Source organism: Paraburkholderia xenovorans (assembly GCF_046030735.1).
Lineage (GTDB): Bacteria > Pseudomonadota > Gammaproteobacteria > Burkholderiales > Burkholderiaceae > Paraburkholderia > Paraburkholderia xenovorans_A.
In genome coordinates, this window is record NZ_JAQQBV010000021.1 from 46,458 (window position 1) to 68,828 (window position 22,371).

Genomic DNA, 22,371 nt, shown 5'->3' on the forward strand with positions numbered 1-22,371 from the left:
CATTCATGGCCAAGATGAGAGCCGTCGACGCAGCCGTGCTGGTGCTCGAAAAAGAAGGCATCGACACCGCATTCGGCGTTCCGGGCGCTGCGATCAACCCGTTCTACTCGGCCATGCGCAAAGCGGGCAACATCAGCCACGTGCTGGCGCGCCACGTCGAAGGCGCTTCGCACATGGCCGAAGGCTATACGCGCGCCCAGCCGGGCAACATCGGCGTGTGCATCGGCACGTCTGGCCCCGCGGGCACCGACATGATCACCGGTTTGTACTCCGCTCAGGCCGACTCGATTCCTATTCTGGCTATCACGGGCCAGGCTCCGCGCGCGCGTCTGTACAAGGAAGACTTCCAGGCCGTCGATATCGAATCGATCGCGAAGCCCGTCACCAAGTGGGCGGTCACCGTGCGCGAACCGGCGCTGGTGCCGCGCGTATTCCAGCAGGCGTTCCACCTGATGCGCTCGGGCCGTCCGGGTCCGGTGCTGGTCGACCTGCCGATCGACGTGCAGCTCGCCGAGATCGAGTTCGACATCGACACGTACGAACCGCTGCCGGTCTACAAGCCCAAAGCCACGAAGAAGCAGATCGAAGCCGCGCTGACCTTGCTCAACGATTCGGACAAGCCGCTGATCGTGTCGGGTGGCGGCGTGCTGAACGCCGCCGCCGAAGACCTGCTGGTCGAATTCGCCGAAACCGTCGGCGTGCCGGTGATCCCGACGCTGATGTCGTGGGGCGCGATTCCCGACGACCATCCGCTGATGGCCGGCATGGTCGGCCTGCAAACTTCGCACCGCTACGGCAACGCGACGATGCTCGCGTCCGACTTCGTACTCGGCATCGGCAATCGCTGGGCGAACCGTCATACGGGCAGCATCGAGGTCTATACCAAGGGCCGTAAGTTCGTGCATGTGGACATCGAGCCGACGCAGATCGGCCGCGTGTTCGGGCCGGACCTCGGCATCGTGTCGGACGCGAAGGCAGCGCTCGAACTGTTTGTCGCGGTGGCGAAGGAATGGAAAGCCGCGGGCAAGCTGAAGGACCGCAGCGCGTGGGTCGCCGATTGCCAGCAACGCAAGCAGACGATGCATCGCAAGACCCACTTCGACAACGTGCCGATGAAGCCGCAGCGCGTGTACGAAGAAATGAACCAGGTGTTCGGCCGCGACACGTGCTACGTGAGCACGATCGGTTTGTCGCAGATCGCCGGCGCGCAATTCCTGCACGTGTACAAGGCGCGCAACTGGATCAACTGCGGCCAGGCCGGCCCGCTCGGCTGGACGATTCCGGCAGCGCTCGGCGTGCGCGCAGCCGATCCGCAACGTCCAATTGTCGCGCTGTCGGGCGACTACGACTTCCAGTTCATGATCGAAGAACTGGCCGCGGGCGCGCAATTCAAGCTGCCGTATGTGCACGTGGTGGTGAACAACTCCTATCTCGGGCTGATCCGCCAGGCGCAGCGCGCGTTCGACATGGACTTCTGCGTGCAGCTCGGTTTCGAGAACATCAATTCGCCGGAGACGAATGGCTACGGCGTGGATCACGTCGCGGTGGCCGAGGGTCTCGGTTGCAAGGCGATCCGCGTGTTCAAGCCGGAAGAGCTGAAGCCGGCGCTGCAAAAAGCGCAGGCGATGCTCTCCGAGTTCAACGTGCCGGTGATCGTCGAAGTGATTCTGGAGCGCGTGACCAACATCTCGATGGGCACCGAGATCGACGCGATCAACGAGTTCGAAGAACTGGCCGAAAAGCGCGCGGACGCGCCGACGGCAATCAGCATCCTCGACTGAGTTCCATCCCCGCAATACGCAAGCAGCAAATAAAAAGCGACGCGCGCGGTTCGAATGCCTTCGGGCAAACGAACCGCGTCACGAAGCCACTCCCCTGACCGACCAGCGAGACACACGCACCATGCCGAAATTTGCAGCGAACCTCACCATGCTGTTCAACGAAGTTCCGTTCCTCGAGCGCTTTTCGGCCGCAGCGGACGCGGGCTTCAACGCCGTCGAATTCCTGTTTCCGTATCCGTATCAGATCGCCGAACTCAGCGAGCGTCTGCAACAGAACCGTCTGAAGCTCGTGCTGCACAACTTGCCGGCGGGCAACTGGGAAACCGGCGAACGCGGGATTGCGTGTTTGCCGGATCGCGTGGCCGAGTTCCAGGAAGGTGTGGGACGCGCGATCGAATATGCGAAAGCGTTGAAGGTGCCGCAACTGAACTGCCTCGTCGGCATTCCGGGTGCGAGCGTGGATGCAGACAAAGCACGCTCGACGATCGTCGACAACCTGCGCTTCGCAGCCGGCGAACTGAAAAAAGCGGGCATCAAACTGCTGGTCGAGCCGTGCAATTCCTACGATATCCCGGGCTTCGCGCTGAACCGTTCGGGCGAAGGCCTCGACGTGATTCGCGCAGTCGGCTCGGACAACCTGTTCCTGCAATACGACATCTATCACATGCAACGGATGGAAGGCGAACTCGCGGCAACGATCAGGAAGAATCTGCCGCAGATCGCGCACATCCAGCTCGCCGACAACCCGGGACGCAACGAACCCGGCACTGGTGAAATCAACTACCCGTTCCTGTTCGATCTGCTCGACTCGCTCGGCTACGAAGGCTACGTCGGTTGCGAGTACAAGCCGCGCACGACCACCGCCGCCGGCCTCGGCTGGGTGCAGACGGTGGCCGGACAAACCCGCGGCGCGGCCCACGCCGCGGCCTGAAGCATCGCGCGTTGGACACGCGTCAGGCGCTTTAACCCCAAACAAACACACTGGAGATTCAGACACATGGCAAAGATCGGTTTCATCGGCCTCGGCATCATGGGTGCGCACATGGCGCGCAACCTCATCAAGGGCGGTCATTCGCTGTTCGTGAACGGCGCGTATCCGGTGCCGGAAGATCTGGGCAAAACCACCAGCGTGGTCGCCGATTCGACCGCTGTCGCGCAGGCTGCCGATATCGTCATCATCATGGTGCCGGACACGCCTGACGTCGCCAACGTGCTGTTCGCCGACGACGGCGTCGCCGCCGGCCTCACGAAGGGCAAGCTGGTGATCGACATGAGCTCGATCTCGCCGCTCGATACGCAGGAGTTCGCGAGGAAGATCAACGCGCTCGGCGTCGATTATCTGGACGCGCCGGTGTCGGGCGGCGAAGTCGGCGCGCGCGAAGCGTCGCTGACGATCATGGTCGGCGGTCCGGAAAAAGCGTTCGCGCTCGCCAAGCCGCTGTTCGACCTGATGGGCAAGAACATCTCGCTGATCGGCGACAACGGCGCGGGTCAAACCTGCAAGGTCGCGAACCAGATCATCGTCGCGCTGAACATCGAAGCGGTGGCCGAAGCGCTGCTGTTCGCGTCGCGCTCGGGTGCCGATCCGGAACGTGTGCGCAAGGCGTTGATGGGCGGTTTCGCGTCGTCGCGGATTCTCGAAGTGCACGGCGAGCGCATGACGAAACGCACGTTCAATCCGGGCTTCCGGATCGAACTGCATCAGAAGGATCTGAACCTCGCACTCGACGGCGCGCGCAAGCTGGGCATCGCGCTGCCGCATACGGCGAGCGCGCAGCAACTGTTCAGCGTGTGCGCGGCGAACGGCGGCAAGGCGTGGGATCACTCGGCGATGGTGCGCGCACTCGAAATCATGGCGAACTACGAAGTCGCGCAAGCGCCCACTAGCGAAGCCAAGGCCGCTTGAACAACAGTTGAAACAGCAATACCGGTTGCCGTGACGACGCGTGTGTCGTCGTCCTGACAATCGCAGGTGGGGCGCCCGGTTCGTCGCGCGGCATGCGCGGCGGATCGGGTAAATGATGCCGCTCTGGGCTGAGAGCGGCATGTGGGGTCCGCAGCGGCACCCGGCGGCGCCGGGGAAGCCTTGGTCGGTCAGACGTCGTCGTCGGGTGTCCGGCTGTCGGATTTCATCGTTATGCTCATCGTTTATGCTTTATCCGCCAATCTCTCGCAGCGGGTGCATCATGCACGCCGCCCGCCAGCCCCTCTCTTTGCAGGCCTCCCCGCGCGCGTGCTCGCAAGCGCGCTTGCATTTGCTTGCAACTCCGCGCCTGCGGTGCGACCTTTTTTGACACATCGATCCGCGCTTTTCTCCTACACTCGATGAGTCTGGTTGTGGGCGTATCAGCCTGTGCTCTGCTTCATTCGCCCGATTCCCAACAACCAGTGTTCAACCCGCAAGCGGAATGTGCTTGCGCCGTTAACCCCTCTGCAAAGGACTCAGAATGAGCATCTTTGGTGACATCGTGAACAAGCTCTTCGGCAAGGCAAAGCCCGACCAGCCTGCGCCTGCGGTAGAACCGACTCCGGATCCAGCCGCTGCGCAAGCTGCCGCACCGGCGGCTACACCGGCGCCCCCGCCGCTGGCCGACGTCGACGTCGCAGTCGTGATGGATCAGTTCGTGAGTGAGAGCGGACAAACGTTGAACTGGCGCACGTCGATCGTCGACACGCTGAAAGCGCTCGGGGTGGACAGCAGCCTCGAGCATCGCAAGCAACTCGCGCAGGAACTGAAGTACAGCGGCGACACGAACGATTCAGCGAGCATGAACATCTGGTTGCACAAACAGGTGATGCAAGCGCTGGCAGCAAACGGCGGGAAGTTGCCTCCGGATCTGGCGGCATAGGGGCATAGCGGCTTGCCGGTGTCGCCCGTTTGCGGCGATAGCGATAAACCTTAAGCTGAAACGACAACGCGGCGCCCGGGTCGATGCCCTCGGCGCCGCGTTGTCATTCAAGCTTCCTGTGCAGGACGCGGTTCCGACTTTGAACCGGGCCGTCCCCGCCAAATCAATCAGTACGTATCGAAAGTCTTCTGCAACGCGACCGGCCCCGTGCCGCCCACGGCGAGTGCGAGCATCAACAACACACGCGCCTTGTACGGATTCAACGAGCCCGCGCTGACGAAGCCGAGCACGTCGTCGGCGGCTGCGCCGTTGCGCATCACGTGCCCCGAACCCACGCGCGACGAACGCACGATCGCGACGCCTTGCGACGCCGCATCGGCAAGCGCCTGCTGTACCGATGCGTGAATCGAGCCGTTGCCCGTGCCCGCCACCACGATGCCGCGCACACCGGCGGCGACCAGCGCGTCCACCGCGATCCGCGACACCCCTGCGTAGCTCGCGACGATCTCCACGTGCGGCCACTTGTCGCCGATGAAAAATTCGGCACCCAGCGTATGCGGACGCACCACCTGACGCTGGAATTCGACACGCCCGTCCTGCACCCAACCGAGCGCGCCGACTTCCGGCGACTGGAATGCATCGACTGCGTACGTGCTCGTTTTCACGACATCGCGTGCGCTATGAATCTTGTTGTTGAACGCCACCAGCACGCCCTGCCCGCGCGAGTTCGCGTGCGCCGCGACCGTCACCGCGTTCAGCAGATTCAGCGGACCGTCGGCGGAAAGCGCCGACGCCGGGCGCATTGCCGCGGTCAGCACCACCGGCTTATCGGACTTGACCGTCAGATGCAGCAGGTAGGCGGTTTCTTCGAGCGTGTCGGTGCCGTGAGTCACCACCACGCCGTCGATGTCGTCGGCGGCGAGCAGCGTGTTGATGCGTTGCGCGAGCGTGGTCCACAGCGCGAGCGTCATGTCCTTGCTGTCGACGCTCGCGACCTGCTCCGCGTGAATACGCGCGAGCGCAGACAAAGCCGGCACCACGGACAGCAATTGCTCGACGCCGACCACGCCGGCCTGATAACCGGACGTATTGGTCGCGTCGGCAGCGGCGCCGGCAATCGTGCCGCCTGTCGCCAGCACCGCGATACGCGGCAGCGCAGACGCGGCGGTTGCGTCGGACGCCGTCGTGGACATTGTGGAAGAGGAAGTCGAAGTGTTCATGGCGGCGATTGTAAGCGATGCGCCGCCATGCACGAGAACCGCTGAGAACAGCCCGCCGTTTGCTTTGGAGCGGGCCATCACAGCCCGGCCCCAAGCATCAAACCGCTTCGCGCAACTGTGCGGCGATTTCCGCCTCGTTCAACTGCGGCGCGAACATTTCGATCAGGCGGTACGCGTAAGCGCGCAGGAACGCGCCTTTACGCAGACCGACCCGCGTGGTGCTCGCTTCGAACAGATGCTGCGTATCGAGCGCGACGAGTTCGGTGTCGCGCTTCGGATCGTAGGCCATCGCCGCGACCACGCCGATGCCCATGCCGAGTTCGACGTACGTCTTGATCACGTCGGCGTCGATCGCGGTCAGCACGACGTCGGGCAACGCGCCCGCTTTCGCGAATGCCTGGTCGATGTGCGAGCGGCCCGTGAAGTCCTGATCGTAAGTGACGATCGGAAATTCAGCGATCTCGTCGAGCGTCAGGTTCGGGCGGCCCACCAGCGGATGATCCTTCGGCACGACCACCACGTGATGCCACGAATAGCACGGGAACGTGACGATGTCGGGGAAACGGTCGAGTGCTTCGGTCGAGATGCCGATATCCGCTTCGCCATTGATGATCATCTGCGCGATCTGTTGCGGACTGCCCTGACGCAGCGCCAGATGCACCTTCGGGAACACTTCGGTGAACTGGCGGATCACCTTCGGCAGCGCGTAACGCGCCTGCGTATGAGTGGTCGCGACGACGAGGTGGCCGCTGTCCTGATCGGCGTACTGACGCGCGACGCGGCGCAGATTTTCCGCGTCGAGCAACATCCGTTCGATCAGCTGATGCACCGCCTTGCCCGGCTCCGTCAGACCCGTCAGACGCTTGCCGCGCCGGATGAAAATGTCGACGCCGAGTTCGTCTTCGAGGTCCTTGATCTGTTTGGACACGCCCGACTGCGACGTGTACAACACGTTAGCCACTTCGGTCAGATTCATGTTCTGACGCACGGCCTCGCGCACGAAGCGCAATTGCTGAAAGTTCATCTTGAAGTCTCCGGTTAAGCCAGAGTTGAGTTATTTGAGTTGCGGGAAGCGCCGAATTTTTTGCTGCCTGAACCGTGTTCGCTCATTGCTCATTCACTGCGCGCTCATTGCGCAGGAAACACACGCAACGCGCGCGGCACGGCCGTCACACCATCGCCAATCGATAGTTGCAGATCGCGCCACGACTCGCGATCCAACTCCGCCTCGAGCAGGTTGCCTTCGCGGCCCGCGAGTTCCACTCGCACCGAACCGCCGAGCGTCACCACACGCCGCACGTCCACCACGATGCCTTCGCGATGACCGGACGCCTGCGGATACAACTGCAGATCGTGCGGCCGCACATACGCGAATGCCGGGCCGCTGAAATCGGCCTTGATCGAAACCGGCAGCGCCGCGCCATCGACCACGAAACCGCTCGCGTCGACCTTGCCGTGCAGACGGTTCGCCGCGCCGAGAAACTCGTAGACGAACGAGGTCTGCGGATGGTCGTACACGTCTTGCGGACTGCCCACCTGCTCCACATGCCCTCGATTCAGCACGACGATACGGTCGGCCACTTCGAGCGCCTCTTCCTGGTCGTGCGTGACGAAAATCGTCGAGATATGCAGATCGTCGTGCAGACGCCGCAGCCAGCTGCGCAACTCCTTGCGCACCTTCGCGTCGAGCGCGCCGAACGGCTCGTCGAGCAGCAACACTTTCGGCTCGACCGCCAGCGCGCGCGCCAATGCGATCCGCTGCCGCTGACCGCCCGACAGCTCCGACGGATAACGCTGCGCGAGCCAGTCGAGTTGCACGAGCTTCAGCAGTTCGTGCACTTTTTCGCGGATCACCGCTTCGGACGGACGCTCCTTGCGCGGCTTCACGCGCAGGCCGAACGCGACGTTCTCGAACACCGTCATGTGACGGAACAGCGCGTAATGCTGGAACACGAAGCCGACTTCGCGTTCGCGCGCGCCGACCGTCGCGACGTCCTGGCCTTGCAGCACGACCTGGCCGCCGTCTGCGTATTCGAGGCCGGCGATCACACGCAGCAACGTGGTCTTGCCACACCCCGAGGGCCCGAGCAGCGCAACCAGTTCGCCCGGCGGAAAATCGAGCGAAACGTTGTCGAGCGCGACGAAATCGCCAAAGCGCTTTTGCAGGTTACGAACGGTGATACCCATTACAGCTCTCCTTGCTTGACCGGGTGCTGGACTGCGTTCTGATGCGACGGGCGTGCTGCGATGGCGGCCGACGGCGCCGGCGTGACGGGACCGGCGTGCGCGGCCGACAGTTCCGCCGACATATGGCGCTCGGCGAGCAGCTTGAGGCCGAGCGTCACGAGCGCGAGTAGCGCGAGCACCGACGCCACGGCAAACGCCGCCGAGAAGTTGTATTCGTTGTAGAGAATTTCGACATGCAGCGGCATCGTGTCGGTCTGTCCGCGAATGTGGCCCGACACCACCGACACCGCGCCGAACTCGCCCATCGCCCGCGCGTTACACAGGATCACGCCGTACAGCAGACCCCACTTGACGTTCGGCAGCGTGACGCGGCGAAAGATCTGCCAGCCCGACGCGCCGAGCACGTGCGCGGCTTCTTCTTCGTCGTTGCCTTGCGCCTGCATCAACGGAATCAGTTCGCGCGCGACGAACGGGAACGTCACGAAGATCGTCGCCAGCACGATGCCCGGCACCGCGAAAATGATCTGGACGTTGTGGTCCTGCAGCCACGGGCCGAACCAGCCTTGCGCGCCGAACATCAGCACATAGATCAGGCCGGAGATCACCGGCGACACCGAAAACGGCAAATCGATCAGCGTGGTCAGCAACGCCTTGCCGCGGAATTCGAACTTGGCGATACACCACGACGCCGCGAGACCGAACCCGAGGTTCAGCGGCACCGCGATCGCAGCGGTGATCACGGTGAGCTTGATCGCCGACAGTGCATCCGGATCGGCGAGCGATTCCAGATAGAAGCCGACGCCCTTGCTCAACGCCTGATAGAACACCGCGACCAGCGGCACGACGAGGAACAGTGCGAGAAACAGCAGCGCGACTGCAATCAGAAGCCAGCGCACGAGCGGCGGCTCGGTGACCGGATCGGGCCGCCGCGCGATGTTGAGCGGCGCGCGCGGCGCGACAGCGGCGGTGTTGTTCGAGGAATCGCGGCTCATTGCGCACCTCCGCCGACACCGATCGCCGCGACGCTCGCTGTCGGTGCAGGACCCGCGCCGCCGCGACTGGTACGACGCTGCAAATACCACTGCAACGTGTTGATGAACAACAGCATCAGGAACGACACGACCAGCATCACGACCGCGAGCGCGGTGGCGCCCGCATAGTCGTATTGCTCGAGCTTGGTGATGATCAGCAGCGACGTGATCTCCGACTTCATCGGCACGTTGCCGGCAATGAAAATCACCGAACCGTACTCACCGAGCGCGCGCGCGAACGCCAGCGCGAAACCGGTCAGCAAGGCCGGAAACACGGCCGGCAGCACCACGCGCCGGAACGTCAGCCAGCGCGACGCGCCGAGGCAGGCGGCGGCCTCTTCCTGCTCGCGCTCGAACTCTTCCAGCACCGGCTGCACGGTCCGCACGACGAACGGCAAGCCGATGAACGTCAACGCAACCAGCACGCCGGCCGGCGTGAACGCGATCTTGATGCCGAGCGGTTCGAGAAACTGCCCGATCCAGCCGTTGCCCGCATACACGGCCGCGAGCGAAATGCCGGCCACCGAGGTCGGCAACGCGAACGGCAGATCGACCACCGCGTCGACGATGCGTTTGAACGGAAACGTGTAGCGCACCAGCACCCACGCGACCAGAAAGCCGAACACCGCGTTGATCAGCGCGCCGCCGAGCGCGGAGAAAAACGTCAGGCGATACGAAGCCAGCACGCGTGGCGACGTGACCGCGCGCACGAACTGGTTCCAGTCGAGCGTTGCGGTCTTCAGAAAGGTCGCCGCAAGCGGAATCAGCACCACGAGGCTCAGATAAGCCACCGTGATGCCGAGTGTCAGGCCAAAACCGGGCAACGCGCTCGGTTTTCGGAAGGTCAACGTCGTCATGCTGAGTACTCTTCAGGGTTGAGGCCGGCGACTCTTTCATGGCCGCCTGGCTAGCCAAAAAGCGCGCTCGATGAGCGCGCCTTCCAGTCGAGTGGGACTGTGTTGCGTCCCGCTTCGTTGATTTGCTGCCTGCTTCTGCTGCCCGCTTCGCTACCCGCTTATTGCGGCGAATAGATCGAATCGAACACGCCGCCGTCGGCAAAGTGCGTCTTCTGCGCATTGGCCCAGCCGCCGAACGAATCGTCGATCGTGTAGAGCTTCAGCTTCGGAAACTTGGCGGTCAGCTCGGCCGGCACCTTGTTCGAACGCGGACGATAGAAATTGCGCGCGGCGATTTCCTGACCTTCTTCGCTGTACAGGAAGTTCAGATACGCTTCGGCGACCTTGCGCGTGCCGTGCTTGTCGACCACCTTGTCGACCACGGCCACCGGCGGCTCGGCCAGAATGCTCACCGACGGCACCACGATTTCAAACTTCTCCGGACCGAATTCCTTCAGCGACAGGAACGCTTCGTTTTCCCATGCGATCAGCACGTCGCCGATACCGCGTTGCACGAAGCTGGTGGTCGCGCCGCGCGCGCCCGAATCGAGCACGCCTGCATTCTTATAGAGCTTGCCGACGAATTCCTTCGCCTTCTGATCGTTGCCGCCCGGCTGATGTTCGGCGTACGCCCATGCGGCCAGATAGTTCCAGCGCGCGCCGCCCGAGGTCTTCGGATTCGGCGTGACGATCGACACGCCCGGCTTGATCAGATCGTCCCAATCCTTGATGTGCTTCGGGTTGCCCTTGCGCACGAGGAACACGATCGTCGACGTGTACGGCGACGCGTTGTCCGGCAGGCGCTTCTGCCAGCCCTTGTCGATCAGCCCTTTGTTCGCCAGCGCGTCGATGTCGTAGGCAAGCGCCAGCGTCACGACGTCTGCTTGCAGACCGTCCAGCACCGAGCGGGCTTGCGCGCCCGACCCGCCATGCGACTGCTTGAAGGTGATCGTCTCACCCGTCTTCGCCTTCCATTCCTTGCCGAACGCCTGATTGACGTCCTGGTACAGTTCGCGCGTCGGATCGTACGAGACGTTCAGCAGCGTCGTGTCGGCTGCGTGCGCCTGCGCGATCGCGCCGAGCGCCGCGGCGGTGCCGAATGCGAGCGCCGCGATGAGTTTCTTCGTCCTGCCTGCCAGCCCCGTGCCTTGATGATTCATGCCAACTTTCTCCGCGTCGTAGTCCGCTGAAATAGCGTGTGGTGTTGTTTTGCGTCGCGCTTATATGCCTTTACGGGTCGCCGGGTTGACCGGTGAGCGCTGACTGAGGGGCAGTCTATCGAAGAGCTTTCATCATTAAAAATAATGTTTCCTCATTCTTTAATACCCAAAAGTGGTAATGGCGGCGGGATAAGGCGTTGACACACGCAAATGGTTGTTCGAGCGTCATGAGGCGGTGCTGGAACACCACCTGCCGCGACGAACTTAAAGTAAAGCTTGAATTGCGACGAATACTGTATAAAAATACAGGCACCTGTTCATCCATACAGTGGCGCCATGACCAAACTCACCGCACGACAGCAGCAGGTTTTCGATCTGATTCGCCGGGCCATCGAACGCACCGGTTTTCCGCCCACCCGCGCGGAAATCGCCGCCGAACTGGGCTTCAGCTCGGCCAACTCGGCAGAAGAACATCTGCGGGCATTGGCTCGCAAGGGCGTGATCGAGCTTGCCGCGGGCGCATCGCGCGGCATCCGTCTGCTGGCCGGCCCCGAAGATTCACCGCATCAATTCACGCTGCCGCACGCCAGCATCATGCAGTTGTCGCTGCCGCTGATCGGCCGGGTCGCCGCCGGTAGCCCAATCCTCGCGCAGGAACATATCGCGCAGCACTACGCGTGCGATCCCGCGCTGTTCTCGAGCAAGCCGGATTACCTGCTGAAGGTGCGCGGGCTCTCCATGCGCGACGCGGGCATTTTCGACGGCGATCTGCTCGCCGTGCAGAAAAAGAGCGAAGCGAAAGACGGCCAGATCATCATCGCGCGCCTTGGCGACGATGTAACGGTCAAGCGCCTGAAGCGCCGGCCCAATGGGCTCGAGCTGATCGCCGAGAACCCCGATTACGAAAACATCTTCGTTGAAACCGGCAGTGCGGACTTCGCGCTGGAAGGGATCGCCGTCGGTCTGATCCGCCCCGGCGAGTTCTAACCAGTCCGCTGGTTCGCCACATCGAAGCTGCCCCAACGTTGAAACGCCTGGAGAGACTCATGGAACGCCTTGCCCGCCTGCTGCCTTTTCGCCAGTTTGGTCGTCTGCGCCATCTGCGCAAGCTGGTGCCCTGTTCATTGATCGAGGCGTCCACGTCCGGCACCGCGTCGTTGTTCGACGAACCGGCTCGCGTGTCGAGCTTGCCGTCCTCATTGCCGGCGTTTGCGCGGGTATCGCTGAACTCGGGGCTGAATATGGCCGAGCCGGCGCGGCGCGCGCCGGTGCGCGTCTATCACGGGCCGTCGCGGCTGATCATGGTCGGCACGGTCGACGCGGTGTGCCGCATGATCGACCGCTGTATCGCCGATGAAGCGAACGTCCACGGCGCGGTCTTCGAGTCCTGACAAAAGTGTGGGAAGGCGGTGGGTCGGTTGCCCACGCTCCGTCGAATATCGCGTCGTGTGGGATCGTTTTCGCGTGGCCACGGTCCACGTTAGATCACTCTTGATGGAGAGCCCCACCCGATGGCAGTTTCAACACGCACGCGGCGTAGCGCCACCCGGCCGCTGATCGTCACTCTGATCGTGATCGCGGTAATCGCCGCGTTAGGGTTTGCTTACGCAACGCCGTATATCGCGCTGAATAATCTCAAACGCGCGGCGGACGCGCGTGACGCGCAAACGGTCAATCAATACGTCGATTTTCCCGCACTGCGTGAGAGCCTGAAGCAACAGGTCACCGGCCTGCTCACGCGCCGGCTCGACGCACAGAGCAACGGCAATCCGCTGGCTGCGATCGGCGCAATGATCGGCGTCGCGCTGATAGGGCCATTGGTGGATGCGTATGCGACGCCGGATGGAGTCGCAGCCCTACTGAACGGCATGCCGCCGCGCGGCAATCCAGGTGAACGCCCGCCCACGCCGCCGGTAGCGAGCAACCCGCCGCCGGCAGCCGAGCCCGCGGCGCCTGCAACTGGCAACACACCGGGTAACACGCCCGGCAACACCGCGGGCAACGCCACTGACAACGCCGCGAATACCCCCCCGCCCCCGCAGCCGCCGCAAACCACGGCGGGCTACCGTGGCTTGAACGAATTCGTCGTCACCTATCAGCACGGCGCCGGCGACGCGCGTTACTCCGCAATCTTGCAGCGCGAGGGGCTCTTCACGTGGAAACTGGCTGCGGTCAATCTGAACGAGTGAGCGCGAAGATTGCGGGCTTCGCGTACGCGGAGCGTGTCGTCGCTCCAAGCCGCTCGCCCGCCCCGCCGGCAATCAAGCTGCGGCTTGCTGCTGCTCCTGTGCGGACGAACACGCCACCAGAATGCTGCACGAAATCCGGTCCAGCAGCGGCGTATTGCCCGAGCCCATCCACCATCGCGACAGGCCGGTGCGGCAACGGTGGCCGACCACCACCAGATCCACATTGAGCTCGTTGGCGAGATTGGCGATCTCGTCGATCGGATGGCCGAATGCGAAATGCCCCTGCGCGGTTACGCCGCGTTCGGTCAGCCAGTCCACCCCTTCCTGCAGGATGTCGCGAGCTGTCTTCTCGAAGCTGCCGCAGGCTACGTCGGTCAGCAGGCCCGCGCTTTGCGCGATGCTCGAACGCATATCGACCACCGACAACAAATGCGTTTCCGCCTTCAGGTCCAACGCCAGATCGGCGCCGCAACGTAGTGCCTTGCGGCCTTCGCGCGAGCCGTCGTAGCACAGCAGGATTTTCTGGTAGCTCGCCATGATTTTCTCCGTTAGCGCGAAGCGCGCTGTGTGAATGAATCATGGTGCGCCGCAATTCAGCTTGCAAGGGATGGAAAACGCTAAGTGGAATCTTCATGCGCCCCGAACCGGTGCGCGCGGGCTCCACGCGGGTTCCACGCCGGTTCCGGATGGATTCCGAGCCGCCCGCACGCCGATGCCGCAGCGCAAGAATCCCGTGCAAACAGCAAGGCTTCGGCTAAAGCCAGCTTGTCGATAGCCTAGAATAAGCCGCCTTTCTGGCCGTTTACGGGCTGCCTTGCTGGCCGCTTCCCTGGCCATTCATCTCTTTGAGAGGAGCGTCGACCGTTTCATGTCTGAAGCCGCCATCGAATTTCATCAGGTCAAAAAAAGCTACGGCGAGAAGACGGTCGTCGACGGCCTGTCGTTTCATGTGAACCCAGGCGAATGTTTCGGTCTGCTCGGGCCGAACGGCGCCGGCAAAACCACCACGCTACGGATGCTGCTCGGCATCGCCGCGCCGGACGCCGGCGCGATCCACCTATGCGGCGAGCCGATTCCGGGCCGCGCGCGGGTTGCACGGGCGCGCGTCGGCGTGGTGCCGCAGTTCGACAATCTCGATCCCGATTTCACGGTCCGCGAAAACCTGCTGGTGTTCGGCCGCTACTTCGGCCTTTCCGCCGCGCAATGCCGCGCGATGGTGCCGTCGCTGCTCGAATTCGCGCGGCTCGAAAGCAAAGCCGATGCGCGTGTGAGCGAACTGTCGGGCGGCATGAAGCGGCGTCTGACGCTGGCGCGCGCGCTCGTCAACGACCCCGACGTGTTGATCATGGACGAGCCGACCACCGGCCTCGATCCGCAGGCGCGTCATCTGATCTGGGAACGGCTGCGCTCGCTGCTCGCGCGCGGCAAAACCATCCTGCTGACCACGCACTTCATGGAAGAAGCCGAGCGGCTTTGCCACCGGCTCTGCGTGATCGAAGAAGGACGCAAGATCGCCGAAGGCGCGCCGAGCGAGCTGATTGCGTCGGAGATCGGTTGCGACGTGATCGAAATCTTCGGTCCCGACCCGCTTGCGTTGCGCGACGAGCTTGCGCCGCTCGTCGAGCGCACCGAGATCAGCGGCGAGACGCTGTTCTGCTACGTCAACGATGCGGAACCGGTGCATGCGCGTCTGAAGCATCGCACCGATCTGCGCTATCTGAATCGTCCGGCCAATCTGGAAGACGTGTTCCTGCGCCTGACCGGCCGCGAGATGCAGGACTGATGCGCTTTCTCCGCACCGCACCGCGCCACGCCCCTTCCAGGCCATAAAAAACACTGCACGAGACACGTCATGGACGCACGCACTTACGACACGCCCGGCGAGACGCCGTCGAAACAGGAACCGTTCGCCGCGTTTCCCGCGAACGCCGTCAACTGGATCGCGGTATGGCGCCGCAACTATCTGGTGTGGAAAAAGCTCGCGCTGGCTTCGATGTTCGGCAACCTCGCCGATCCGATGATCTATCTGTTCGGCCTCGGCTTCGGTCTCGGGCTGATGGTCGGCCACGTCGATGGCGTGTCGTACATCGCGTTCCTCGCGGCCGGCACGGTCGCCTCGAGCGTGATGATGTCGGCGAGTTTCGAATCGATGTATTCGGGCTTTTCGCGCATGCACGTACAGCGCACGTGGGAGGCGATCATGCATACGCCGCTCACGCTCGGCGACATCGTGCTGGGCGAAGTGATCTGGGCGGGCAGCAAGTCGGTGCTGTCGGGCGCGGCGATCATGCTGGTGGCGGGCGCGCTCGGCTATGCGAGTTTTCCGTCGATGCTGCTCGCGTTGCCGGTGATCGTGCTGACCGGGCTTGCGTTCGCGAGTATCGCGATGGTGGTGACCGCGTTGGCGCCGTCCTACGATTTCTTTATGTTCTACCAGACGCTGGTGTTGACGCCGATGCTGTTGCTCTCCGGCGTGTTCTTTCCCATTTCGCAACTGCCCGCGATCGCACGTGGGGCAACCGAGATCCTGCCGCTCGCGCATGCGGTCGATCTGATCCGGCCGGCCATGCTGGGGCGGCCGGTCGACGCGCCGCTGTTGCACATCGCGGTGCTGCTGGCGTACGCGGTGGGCGGCTTCGTTGTGTCAGCGATTCTGTTTCGCCGCAGGATGATGAAGTAAGGCTCGCTGAAGTAAAACGCGCGCACCGCCGCTCACCCACGGCGACCCAACCCGTTCAGTCCTCGTCATCCGTCCACGGAATGTCCACGTCGGAAATGAACGCGACCGTGGCGAACGGTCCGCCGTCCTGACGCCCGATCTTGCCATCCGCCCGTTGCCATTCGACCCGGAACACCGTGTTCGGATCGTCGGCGATCAGGCGCACCGTGCGCACTTCGTCCGGATCGGAGTCTTCAACGGGACCGTCGAGCGACACCTGCAACTCCTGCGGCCACAACCCGTCCTCGGGATCGTAAATCTTGTCGCCGTCGGGGATCAGCGTGAACGCTTCGACGCCGATCGTCGCGGACGCCTCCACAATCATCTTGCCCAACGCGCGCAGCAGCGCGGTAGCGCGCGCCGAATTCGCCTGGCGGATGGCGAGGTCCCCGCGCGTGAGCGCCTGTTCGAGTTTCGGGTTGGTTTTTTGTTGCGCCATTCGATGTCCTGATTCCTATCGCTCTATGTGGACAGCGCGCTCATGGGGCCGCGCGCCGCTCTCTCTATTTTTCGGGCGCAATCCTACCACTGGTGTGCGTTGCAGCAACGCAAGCCGCGCAAGCCAGCCGCTTGTGCCAGTGCTTGTGCCAGTGCTTGTGCCCTTTCCGTCACCACAGTTTAGGTCGTGATTCGCCTTCCGCCAGGAAGTTTTGCCTTACCGCTGCCGGTCTGCACGATCAGATAATCGCGAAAAGGTGCGCACTGACGGCGGCCATCCGCGGGCAGCCATCGCGCTGGCGAGCCTCGGGGCACTCTACGCGGTACGCTCGAAACTGAAGATCCGCTGAGCGCGGTTCGAGCAAGAGACTGGGGCAAGAGACTCGAACAAGAGACAGGAGATGCCATCACACGGATGCCCCGGCTTTCGAAAACGCCCGGCGCACCCGTGATGGAAAAAACGATTTACGGCGCCGGATTCGGCTGCAACTCATGCAGCTTGTCGATTTCCGCGAGCACTTCCGGCGACAGTTTCACCGAGGCGCTGCCGATGTTTTCCTTCAACTGATCGAGCGAGGTTGCGCCGATCAGATTGCTGGTCACGAACGGCCGGCTATTGACGAACGCCAGCGCGAATTGCGCGGGCGACAAACCGTGCTGCTTCGCGAGTTCGACGTAGCGCGTCGTGGCCTGCACCGCTTGCGGCTTGCTATAGCGCTGGAACCGCTCGAACAGCGTAATGCGCGCACCGGCCGGACGCGCGCCGCCCTCGTACTTGCCCGAGAGCCAGCCGAACGCGAGCGGCGAATAAGCGAGCAAGCCGACGTTATCGCGATGCGCGTATTCGGACAGTCCTGCTTCGTAAGTGCGGTTCAGCAGACTGTACGGATTCTGGATGCTGACGATACGCGGCAGGTTCAGCTTTTCCGCCGCGCGTAAAAACTGCGCGACACCCCACGGCGTTTCGTTCGACACGCCGATATGGCGGATCTTGCCTTCCTTGACGAACTCGGCGAGCACCGCGAGCGTTTCTTCGATCGGCACCGTGTACGCGTCGTCGACCCACGGGTACGCGCCGCGGCCGAAAGTCATCGTGCTGCGATCCGGCCAGTGCAGCTGATACAGATCGACATAGTCCGTTTGCAAACGCTTGAGACTGTCGTGCAGCGCTTCGGTCAGGTTCTTGCGGTCGAACTGGTTGCCCTCGCCGCGAATATGGCGCGGGTTGTGCGGCTGCCGCGCCGGGCCGGCGATCTTGGTGGCCAGCACGATCTTTTCGCGCTCGCTGCGATGTTGCGCGAGCCACGTGCCGATATAACGCTCGGTCGAACCTTGCGTCTCGGGACGCGGGGGCACCGGGTACATTTCAGCGGCGTCGATCAGATTGACGCCCTGGTCCAGCGCATAGCCGATCTGCGCGTGCGCTTCCTGTTCGGTGTTCTGCTCGCCCCACGTCATGGTGCCGAGACCGATCAGGCTAACCTTCACATCCGAGTCGCCGAGTCTGCGGTATTCCATCGAACTTGTCCTGTTGATTGTGTAAACGGAAAGCATCGAACTTACCACGCCGGCGCGATGCCTGCAGCGCGGCTAAAATGCCGGTTTAGCAGATGTGCGGCGTGCGGCCGCGCTCACACTCCTCCAGCATTTCGCCCACCGTTGCCCCGATGAATCCCGAACACCTCGAACTGCTGGTCACGCGCGTGATGCCCTATGGGAAATACAAAGGCCGGCTGATTGCGGACCTGCCCGGCCACTATCTGAACTGGTTCGCGAGCCAGGGCTTCCCGCCCGGCGAAATCGGCCGTCTGTTGGCGCTGATGCACGAGATCGATCACAACGGTTTGTCGGCGCTGATCGAACCTTTGCGCAAGCGGGCTGGAAGCTGACGAGGGCCGCACTTACCACGAACATCCAGGCAAGCACCCCGTATCGGCGAGGTGCGCGAGCAGTTGATCGACTGCTCGATCGAGCGATACCCGATCTGTTTCGATCACGACATCCGGCGCGAGCGGCACTTCGAACGGACCGGAAATCCCGGTGAAATGCGGGATCTCGCCGCGCCGGGCGCGCGCGTAGAGTCCTTTGACATCGCGCGCTTCGCACACATGCAGCGGCGCATTGACGAACACCTCGACAAACCCTTCGCCGACGATGTCCCGCGCCGCCTGCCGATGCCGCTGCTCCGGCGAAATCACCGCGGCGATCGCGACGAAACCCTGCTGCTTGAACAACGCCGCGACATGCGCGACGCGGCGCAGGTTTTCGGTGCGGTCTTCGGGCGTGAAGCCGAGGTCGGCATTCAGACCGGTGCGCAGCGCATCGCCGTCGAGCACGATCGACGCGCGGCCGGCCGCCGCAAGACGCGCGTGCAACGCGCCGGCAAGCGTCGACTTGCCGGCGCCTGACAAACCGCTCATCCACACCACCGCACCGCGAACCGCATTCATTGTTTATCCCTCAGGTCGGCCGTCAATGCCGGCCCCAGTCCATCGAACAGCGGTTGCAATAACGCCGGCTGCGGTTGCCAGCGCTGCACCGAAGTCTTGTAAATCGGCCGGCGCACTTGCGCGGCGCTCGCCGTGCTCACCTGCCGGCTTGTCTGGTGAAACGCGAGACAGCGCTCGTTCCAGTCGAGTCCGCAATGCGCGAGCAAACGCCTGACGTTGCCTTCGAGATCCTCGACCAGTTCTTCGTACTTGATCTCGATCAGCACGCCTTCGGGGAGCACGCGCTGCCAATGGGCCATCAATGCGTCGTATGCGCGATAGTAGCGGCCCAGTTCGCCGAGATCATAGCCGAACGGCACGTCGTGAAAGATCCGTGAGAAGATCGACAGACACGTTTGCAAAGGCGAACGGCTGCTGTGGATGAAGCGCGCGTTCGGCAACGCCAGATGGATCAGGCCGACGTTCATGAAGTTGAACGGATATTTGTCGGTGAAATGCGTGTGTGCCGATGCGGCGGTTCCGGCATCGGCTGGCTCGATGCCTTGCAGATTCGGCAGCACGCTTTGCATGCGGCACAAATAATCCGCGCCGAGCGTGCTCAATGCTCCCGCCGTCACGTTTTGCAGCGCTTCGATATCGACGCGCAACGGATCGTCGGCATCGCGAGCGATACATTTCACCAGCGCCTCGCCGAACTCCGTGCGCTCGCCGCCGCCGATCACCTGCGGATGGCTCGCGAGAATCTGTTCGATCAGCGTCGAACCGGAGCGCGGCATGCCGACGATAAAAATCGGCGCCGCCGACGGCTCGCCCAAACCGCGTTTGGCCGCCAGCACATCGGCGTTCAGCAGATTCGGCAGTTGCTCGAACAGTCCGAGCGTCTCGGCTTCGTTGTAACGCACGCCGGTGCGGTACAACGCATTGCCTTTCAGGAAGTGTTCGAACGACGCGTCGTTGCGGCCCACGTCGGACAGCGCCTGACCATACGCAAAGTGAATTTCCGCCTGATTGGCCTGACTCTGCGAAGCACTGTCGTCCGCGAGCTGCTGCAACGACATGAATACCGGATCGTCGACGGCGAGACGCTTCGACTGCACGAAGTTACGGTAGTACACGGCGACTTGCGGCGCGGCGTCGATAGCGCGGCGGTACGCTTCGTGCGCTTCGTCGAAACGACCGAGCGCCTGCAGACAGTTCCCCATGTTGTTGTGGGAGCCGTCCGCTTTGGGGTTCCGGTGGACCGCTTCGCGATAAGCGACGACCGCGTCGTCGAGCCGGTGCATCTGCTCGAACGTCCAGCCGAGACCGTGTCGCGAATCCGCGTTGTGCGGGTCGAGCGAGATCGCCTCGCGATAACGGACGAGGGCTTGATCAAAGCGGTGCAACGCGGCCAGCGTGGCGGCAATGCGCTCGTGGATGACGGCGTCGACGGGGGCCAGTGCACGCGCGATTTCGAATCGCTGCAGCGCGGCTTCGAGCTCGCCGCGAGTGGCACACGCTTCGCCCTCCGCGCGCCAGTATTCCGCGCTCGCCGGTTGTGGATCTTGCTTCATTGACGGCCAGGTTGTTGCAGGCATCGCGTGTTAGCGGCCTGAGCAGTGGGGATGCGCGCTTCTTCGTCCAGTCTCGGCGCGAACGCCCGACCGGACTGCTAAAGAATTTGTCTGAAGGGAAACTAGCAGGCGGACCCTACAGTTGCGTTTCTAGAAGTTAACCAACTGTTACGAAATGGCGCTCTGGTAAGTGATCGAAAGCAAGCGCCGTTACGCGACCCGTATGGCATTGCGGCGACGCGCGGGATTTCTTCCGACATGGTTGCTCGCGCGAGCCGTAATGTGCGGACACAAATGCGGCTGAACTACCGTGCTCGCGATTTTTCTGAGGGTCATAGAGGGAGAAAAATCGTGAGCAGGCTTATTGCATCAGCAGCTGTATTGGCGATCGTGACCGGCCTTGCAGGCTGCGCAGTCGCGCCGGGGTATGGGTACCCGGGGTATGGGTATCCTGGCTATGGCTATGCGCAGCCGTATTACCCGGATTACGGCTATCCGTACGGCGTGCCCTACGCACCGGTATACGGCTCGATCGGCATCTATGGAGGCTGGGGCGGCTCGTGCTGCTATTACCACGGCGGCCACTGGCACGGCGGCGACGGCTGGCATGGCGGCGGATGGAACGGTGGACATGGCGGCCACGGTGGATGGCACGGCGGTGGGTATGGCGGCTCGCGCGGCGGCGGGAGTTCGTGGAGCAGCGGCGGCGGGCATGGGGGACATGGGCATTGACGTGTATTGTCGGTTGGCAGGTCGGAAGTCGACTAAACTGGCCCGACCGCGATCCGGGTCACTTTCCGCGATGCGGTAAAATCGTGGTTTGATTCAATCGCCTGCCCGCCCCATGTCTTCAGCTCAAACTCCCAGTCCGCGACGCGTTTCGGTCGCCCCCATGATGGACTGGACCGACCGTCACTGCCGCTCGTTGCATCGCGTGATCTCACGCCATACGTGGCTTTACACCGAGATGGTGACCACCGGTGCGCTGTTGCATGGCGACGTGCCGCGTCATCTCGCGTTTACGCCTGACGAAGCGCCGGTCGCGCTGCAACTTGGCGGCAGCGAACCCGACGACCTCGCCCGGTCGGCGAAGCTCGGCGAACAATGGGGTTATGACGAGATCAATCTTAATTGCGGTTGTCCGTCAGAGCGCGTGCAGCGCGGCGCATTCGGCGCGTGTCTGATGAACGAACCGCAACTCGTCGCCGACTGTGTGAAGGCGATGCGCGACGCCGTATCGATTCCGGTCACCGTCAAACATCGGATCGGCGTCGATGCGGTCGAGGAATATGCATTTGTGCGCGATTTCGTCGGCACGATTGCGGACGCAGGATGCAATGTATTTGTCGTGCATGCGCGCAATGCGATTCTCAAGGGCCTGAGCCCGAAAGAAAATCGCGAAATTCCGCCGCTCAAATACGAGTATGCGCACCAGTTGAAGCGCGACTTTCCACATCTGGAAATCATCATCAATGGCGGTATCAAGACGCTCGACGAAGTGGAGACGCATCTTCAGCACGTCGATGGCGTGATGCTCGGGCGCGAGGCATATCACAATCCGTACGTGTTGGCCGATGTCGATGCCCGCTTCTACGGATCAACGGATGTGCCGCTCACCCGCGAGCAGGTCGAAGCGAAGCTGATCGAGTACTGCGCGGCTGAAATGGCGCGAGGCACCTATCTCGGTGCGATTACGCGCCATGCACTCGGCCTCTATCGCGGCGAAGCGGGCGCGCGCGGCTGGCGCCGGGTTTTGTCGGATAGCAAGCGTCTGGCCGCACGCGACCTGAGCATCTTCGACGAAGCAAGGCAGCATCTGCGCGTGCCTGTCGAAATTTTTGAATAAAGGACTAGGCAAACGAGAATCTTGTTCGTATAATCTCGTTTCTTCATCGACG

The 22,371-nt window shown here is 62.8% G+C and carries 24 protein-coding genes; 12 read left to right on the plus strand and 12 right to left on the minus strand.

From position 1 onward, the window contains the following. The first annotated feature begins 5 nt into the window (after window positions 1–5). From gcl to PQQ51_RS20970, 4 genes are all read left to right on the plus strand, one after another. On the plus strand, window positions 6–1,781 hold the full coding sequence (gcl, locus tag PQQ51_RS20955; protein WP_408498730.1) for a glyoxylate carboligase: 1,776 nt from the start codon (window positions 6–8) through the stop codon (window positions 1,779–1,781). A 121-nt stretch (window positions 1,782–1,902) separates the two neighbouring features. Next, complete coding sequence (otnI, locus tag PQQ51_RS20960) at window positions 1,903–2,712, plus strand: hydroxypyruvate isomerase (protein WP_408498731.1); 810 nt, start codon at window positions 1,903–1,905, stop codon at window positions 2,710–2,712. A gap of 66 nt (window positions 2,713–2,778) precedes the next feature. Then, complete coding sequence (locus PQQ51_RS20965) at window positions 2,779–3,687, plus strand: 2-hydroxy-3-oxopropionate reductase (RefSeq protein ID WP_408498732.1); 909 nt, start codon at window positions 2,779–2,781, stop codon at window positions 3,685–3,687. A gap of 541 nt (window positions 3,688–4,228) precedes the next feature. After that, window positions 4,229–4,630, plus strand: a complete 402-nt coding sequence (locus PQQ51_RS20970; protein ID WP_408498733.1) for a DUF3597 domain-containing protein — start codon at window positions 4,229–4,231, stop codon at window positions 4,628–4,630. Window positions 4,631–4,797: 167 nt separating this feature from the next. Here PQQ51_RS20970 and PQQ51_RS20975 read toward each other — a convergent pair whose 3' ends face one another. From PQQ51_RS20975 to PQQ51_RS21005, 7 genes are all read right to left on the minus strand, one after another. Next, window positions 4,798–5,850: an asparaginase gene (locus PQQ51_RS20975; RefSeq protein WP_408498734.1), complete on the minus strand. Its 1,053-nt coding sequence runs from the start codon at window positions 5,848–5,850 to the stop codon at window positions 4,798–4,800. A 97-nt stretch (window positions 5,851–5,947) separates the two neighbouring features. Beyond that, window positions 5,948–6,874, minus strand: coding sequence for a CysB family HTH-type transcriptional regulator (locus PQQ51_RS20980; RefSeq protein WP_091794591.1), 927 nt, complete (start codon window positions 6,872–6,874; stop codon window positions 5,948–5,950). 104 nt (window positions 6,875–6,978) lie between these two features. Further along, window positions 6,979–8,037 (minus strand): sulfate/molybdate ABC transporter ATP-binding protein, encoded by a 1,059-nt coding sequence (locus PQQ51_RS20985; RefSeq protein ID WP_408498735.1) that lies wholly within the window; start codon window positions 8,035–8,037, stop codon window positions 6,979–6,981. Further along, the gene (gene cysW, locus PQQ51_RS20990) at window positions 8,037–9,029 is read right to left on the minus strand and encodes a sulfate ABC transporter permease subunit CysW (RefSeq protein ID WP_408498736.1); all 993 of its coding nucleotides are present in this window, start codon (window positions 9,027–9,029) and stop codon (window positions 8,037–8,039) included. The genes PQQ51_RS20985 and cysW overlap by 1 nt, the downstream gene beginning before the upstream one ends. Next, window positions 9,026–9,925: a sulfate ABC transporter permease subunit CysT gene (gene cysT, locus PQQ51_RS20995; RefSeq protein WP_408498737.1), complete on the minus strand. Its 900-nt coding sequence runs from the start codon at window positions 9,923–9,925 to the stop codon at window positions 9,026–9,028. Before cysT ends, cysW begins: the two co-directional genes overlap by 4 nt. A gap of 158 nt (window positions 9,926–10,083) precedes the next feature. Then, window positions 10,084–11,124 carry a sulfate ABC transporter substrate-binding protein gene (locus PQQ51_RS21000; protein ID WP_408498738.1) on the minus strand — a complete coding sequence of 347 codons (1,041 nt, stop codon included), beginning with the start codon at window positions 11,122–11,124 and terminating at the stop codon, window positions 10,084–10,086. Window positions 11,125–11,239: 115 nt separating this feature from the next. Continuing rightward, a complete protein-coding gene (locus tag PQQ51_RS21005) occupies window positions 11,240–11,449 on the minus strand; it encodes a hypothetical protein (protein ID WP_408498739.1) in 210 nt (69 codons plus the stop codon). Between the two features lie 11 nt (window positions 11,450–11,460). On the opposite strand from PQQ51_RS21005, the gene lexA reads away from it, so the two are divergent. The 3 genes from lexA (at window position 11,461) to PQQ51_RS21020 (ending at window position 13,313) form a co-directional block, all read left to right on the plus strand. Continuing rightward, complete coding sequence (gene lexA, locus PQQ51_RS21010) at window positions 11,461–12,111, plus strand: transcriptional repressor LexA (RefSeq protein ID WP_408498740.1); 651 nt, start codon at window positions 11,461–11,463, stop codon at window positions 12,109–12,111. A gap of 59 nt (window positions 12,112–12,170) precedes the next feature. Then, window positions 12,171–12,515 (plus strand): hypothetical protein, encoded by a 345-nt coding sequence (locus PQQ51_RS21015; RefSeq protein WP_408498741.1) that lies wholly within the window; start codon window positions 12,171–12,173, stop codon window positions 12,513–12,515. A gap of 120 nt (window positions 12,516–12,635) precedes the next feature. Beyond that, complete coding sequence (locus PQQ51_RS21020) at window positions 12,636–13,313, plus strand: DUF2939 domain-containing protein (RefSeq protein WP_408498742.1); 678 nt, start codon at window positions 12,636–12,638, stop codon at window positions 13,311–13,313. Between the two features lie 72 nt (window positions 13,314–13,385). On the opposite strand, the gene PQQ51_RS21025 is transcribed toward PQQ51_RS21020, so the two are convergent. Beyond that, on the minus strand, window positions 13,386–13,850 hold the full coding sequence (locus PQQ51_RS21025) for a universal stress protein (RefSeq protein ID WP_408498743.1): 465 nt from the start codon (window positions 13,848–13,850) through the stop codon (window positions 13,386–13,388). Between the two features lie 331 nt (window positions 13,851–14,181). Between PQQ51_RS21025 and nodI the strand changes: the two genes are divergently transcribed. Beyond that, on the plus strand, window positions 14,182–15,096 hold the full coding sequence (gene nodI / locus PQQ51_RS21030) for a nodulation factor ABC transporter ATP-binding protein NodI (RefSeq protein ID WP_408498744.1): 915 nt from the start codon (window positions 14,182–14,184) through the stop codon (window positions 15,094–15,096). Window positions 15,097–15,165: 69 nt separating this feature from the next. Further along, entirely contained in the window at window positions 15,166–15,993 is an 828-nt protein-coding gene (gene nodJ / locus PQQ51_RS21035; protein WP_408498745.1) for a nodulation factor ABC transporter permease subunit NodJ, read from the plus strand. A gap of 55 nt (window positions 15,994–16,048) precedes the next feature. On the opposite strand, the gene PQQ51_RS21040 is transcribed toward nodJ, so the two are convergent. After that, entirely contained in the window at window positions 16,049–16,471 is a 423-nt protein-coding gene (locus PQQ51_RS21040) for a hypothetical protein (protein ID WP_408498746.1), read from the minus strand. Between the two features lie 464 nt (window positions 16,472–16,935). Further along, window positions 16,936–17,988 carry an NADP(H)-dependent aldo-keto reductase gene (locus PQQ51_RS21045; protein WP_408498747.1) on the minus strand — a complete coding sequence of 351 codons (1,053 nt, stop codon included), beginning with the start codon at window positions 17,986–17,988 and terminating at the stop codon, window positions 16,936–16,938. A gap of 149 nt (window positions 17,989–18,137) precedes the next feature. On the opposite strand from PQQ51_RS21045, the gene PQQ51_RS21050 reads away from it, so the two are divergent. Next, window positions 18,138–18,359: a DUF3820 family protein gene (locus tag PQQ51_RS21050; RefSeq protein WP_408498748.1), complete on the plus strand. Its 222-nt coding sequence runs from the start codon at window positions 18,138–18,140 to the stop codon at window positions 18,357–18,359. Window positions 18,360–18,371: 12 nt separating this feature from the next. Here the strand turns inward: PQQ51_RS21050 and cysC are convergent, their stop codons facing one another. Together cysC and PQQ51_RS21060 are read right to left on the minus strand one after the other, a co-directional pair. Beyond that, entirely contained in the window at window positions 18,372–18,920 is a 549-nt protein-coding gene (gene cysC / locus PQQ51_RS21055; protein ID WP_408498749.1) for an adenylyl-sulfate kinase, read from the minus strand. Continuing rightward, window positions 18,917–20,473, minus strand: coding sequence for a tetratricopeptide repeat-containing sulfotransferase family protein (locus tag PQQ51_RS21060; RefSeq protein ID WP_408498750.1), 1,557 nt, complete (start codon window positions 20,471–20,473; stop codon window positions 18,917–18,919). Before PQQ51_RS21060 ends, cysC begins: the two co-directional genes overlap by 4 nt. 351 nt (window positions 20,474–20,824) lie before the next feature. On the opposite strand from PQQ51_RS21060, the gene PQQ51_RS21065 reads away from it, so the two are divergent. Both PQQ51_RS21065 and dusA read left to right on the plus strand, forming a co-directional pair. After that, window positions 20,825–21,205, plus strand: a complete 381-nt coding sequence (locus tag PQQ51_RS21065) for a hypothetical protein (protein WP_408498751.1) — start codon at window positions 20,825–20,827, stop codon at window positions 21,203–21,205. A 112-nt stretch (window positions 21,206–21,317) separates the two neighbouring features. Continuing rightward, window positions 21,318–22,319 carry a tRNA dihydrouridine(20/20a) synthase DusA gene (dusA, locus tag PQQ51_RS21070; RefSeq protein ID WP_408498752.1) on the plus strand — a complete coding sequence of 334 codons (1,002 nt, stop codon included), beginning with the start codon at window positions 21,318–21,320 and terminating at the stop codon, window positions 22,317–22,319. Window positions 22,320–22,371: the final 52 nt, after the last annotated feature.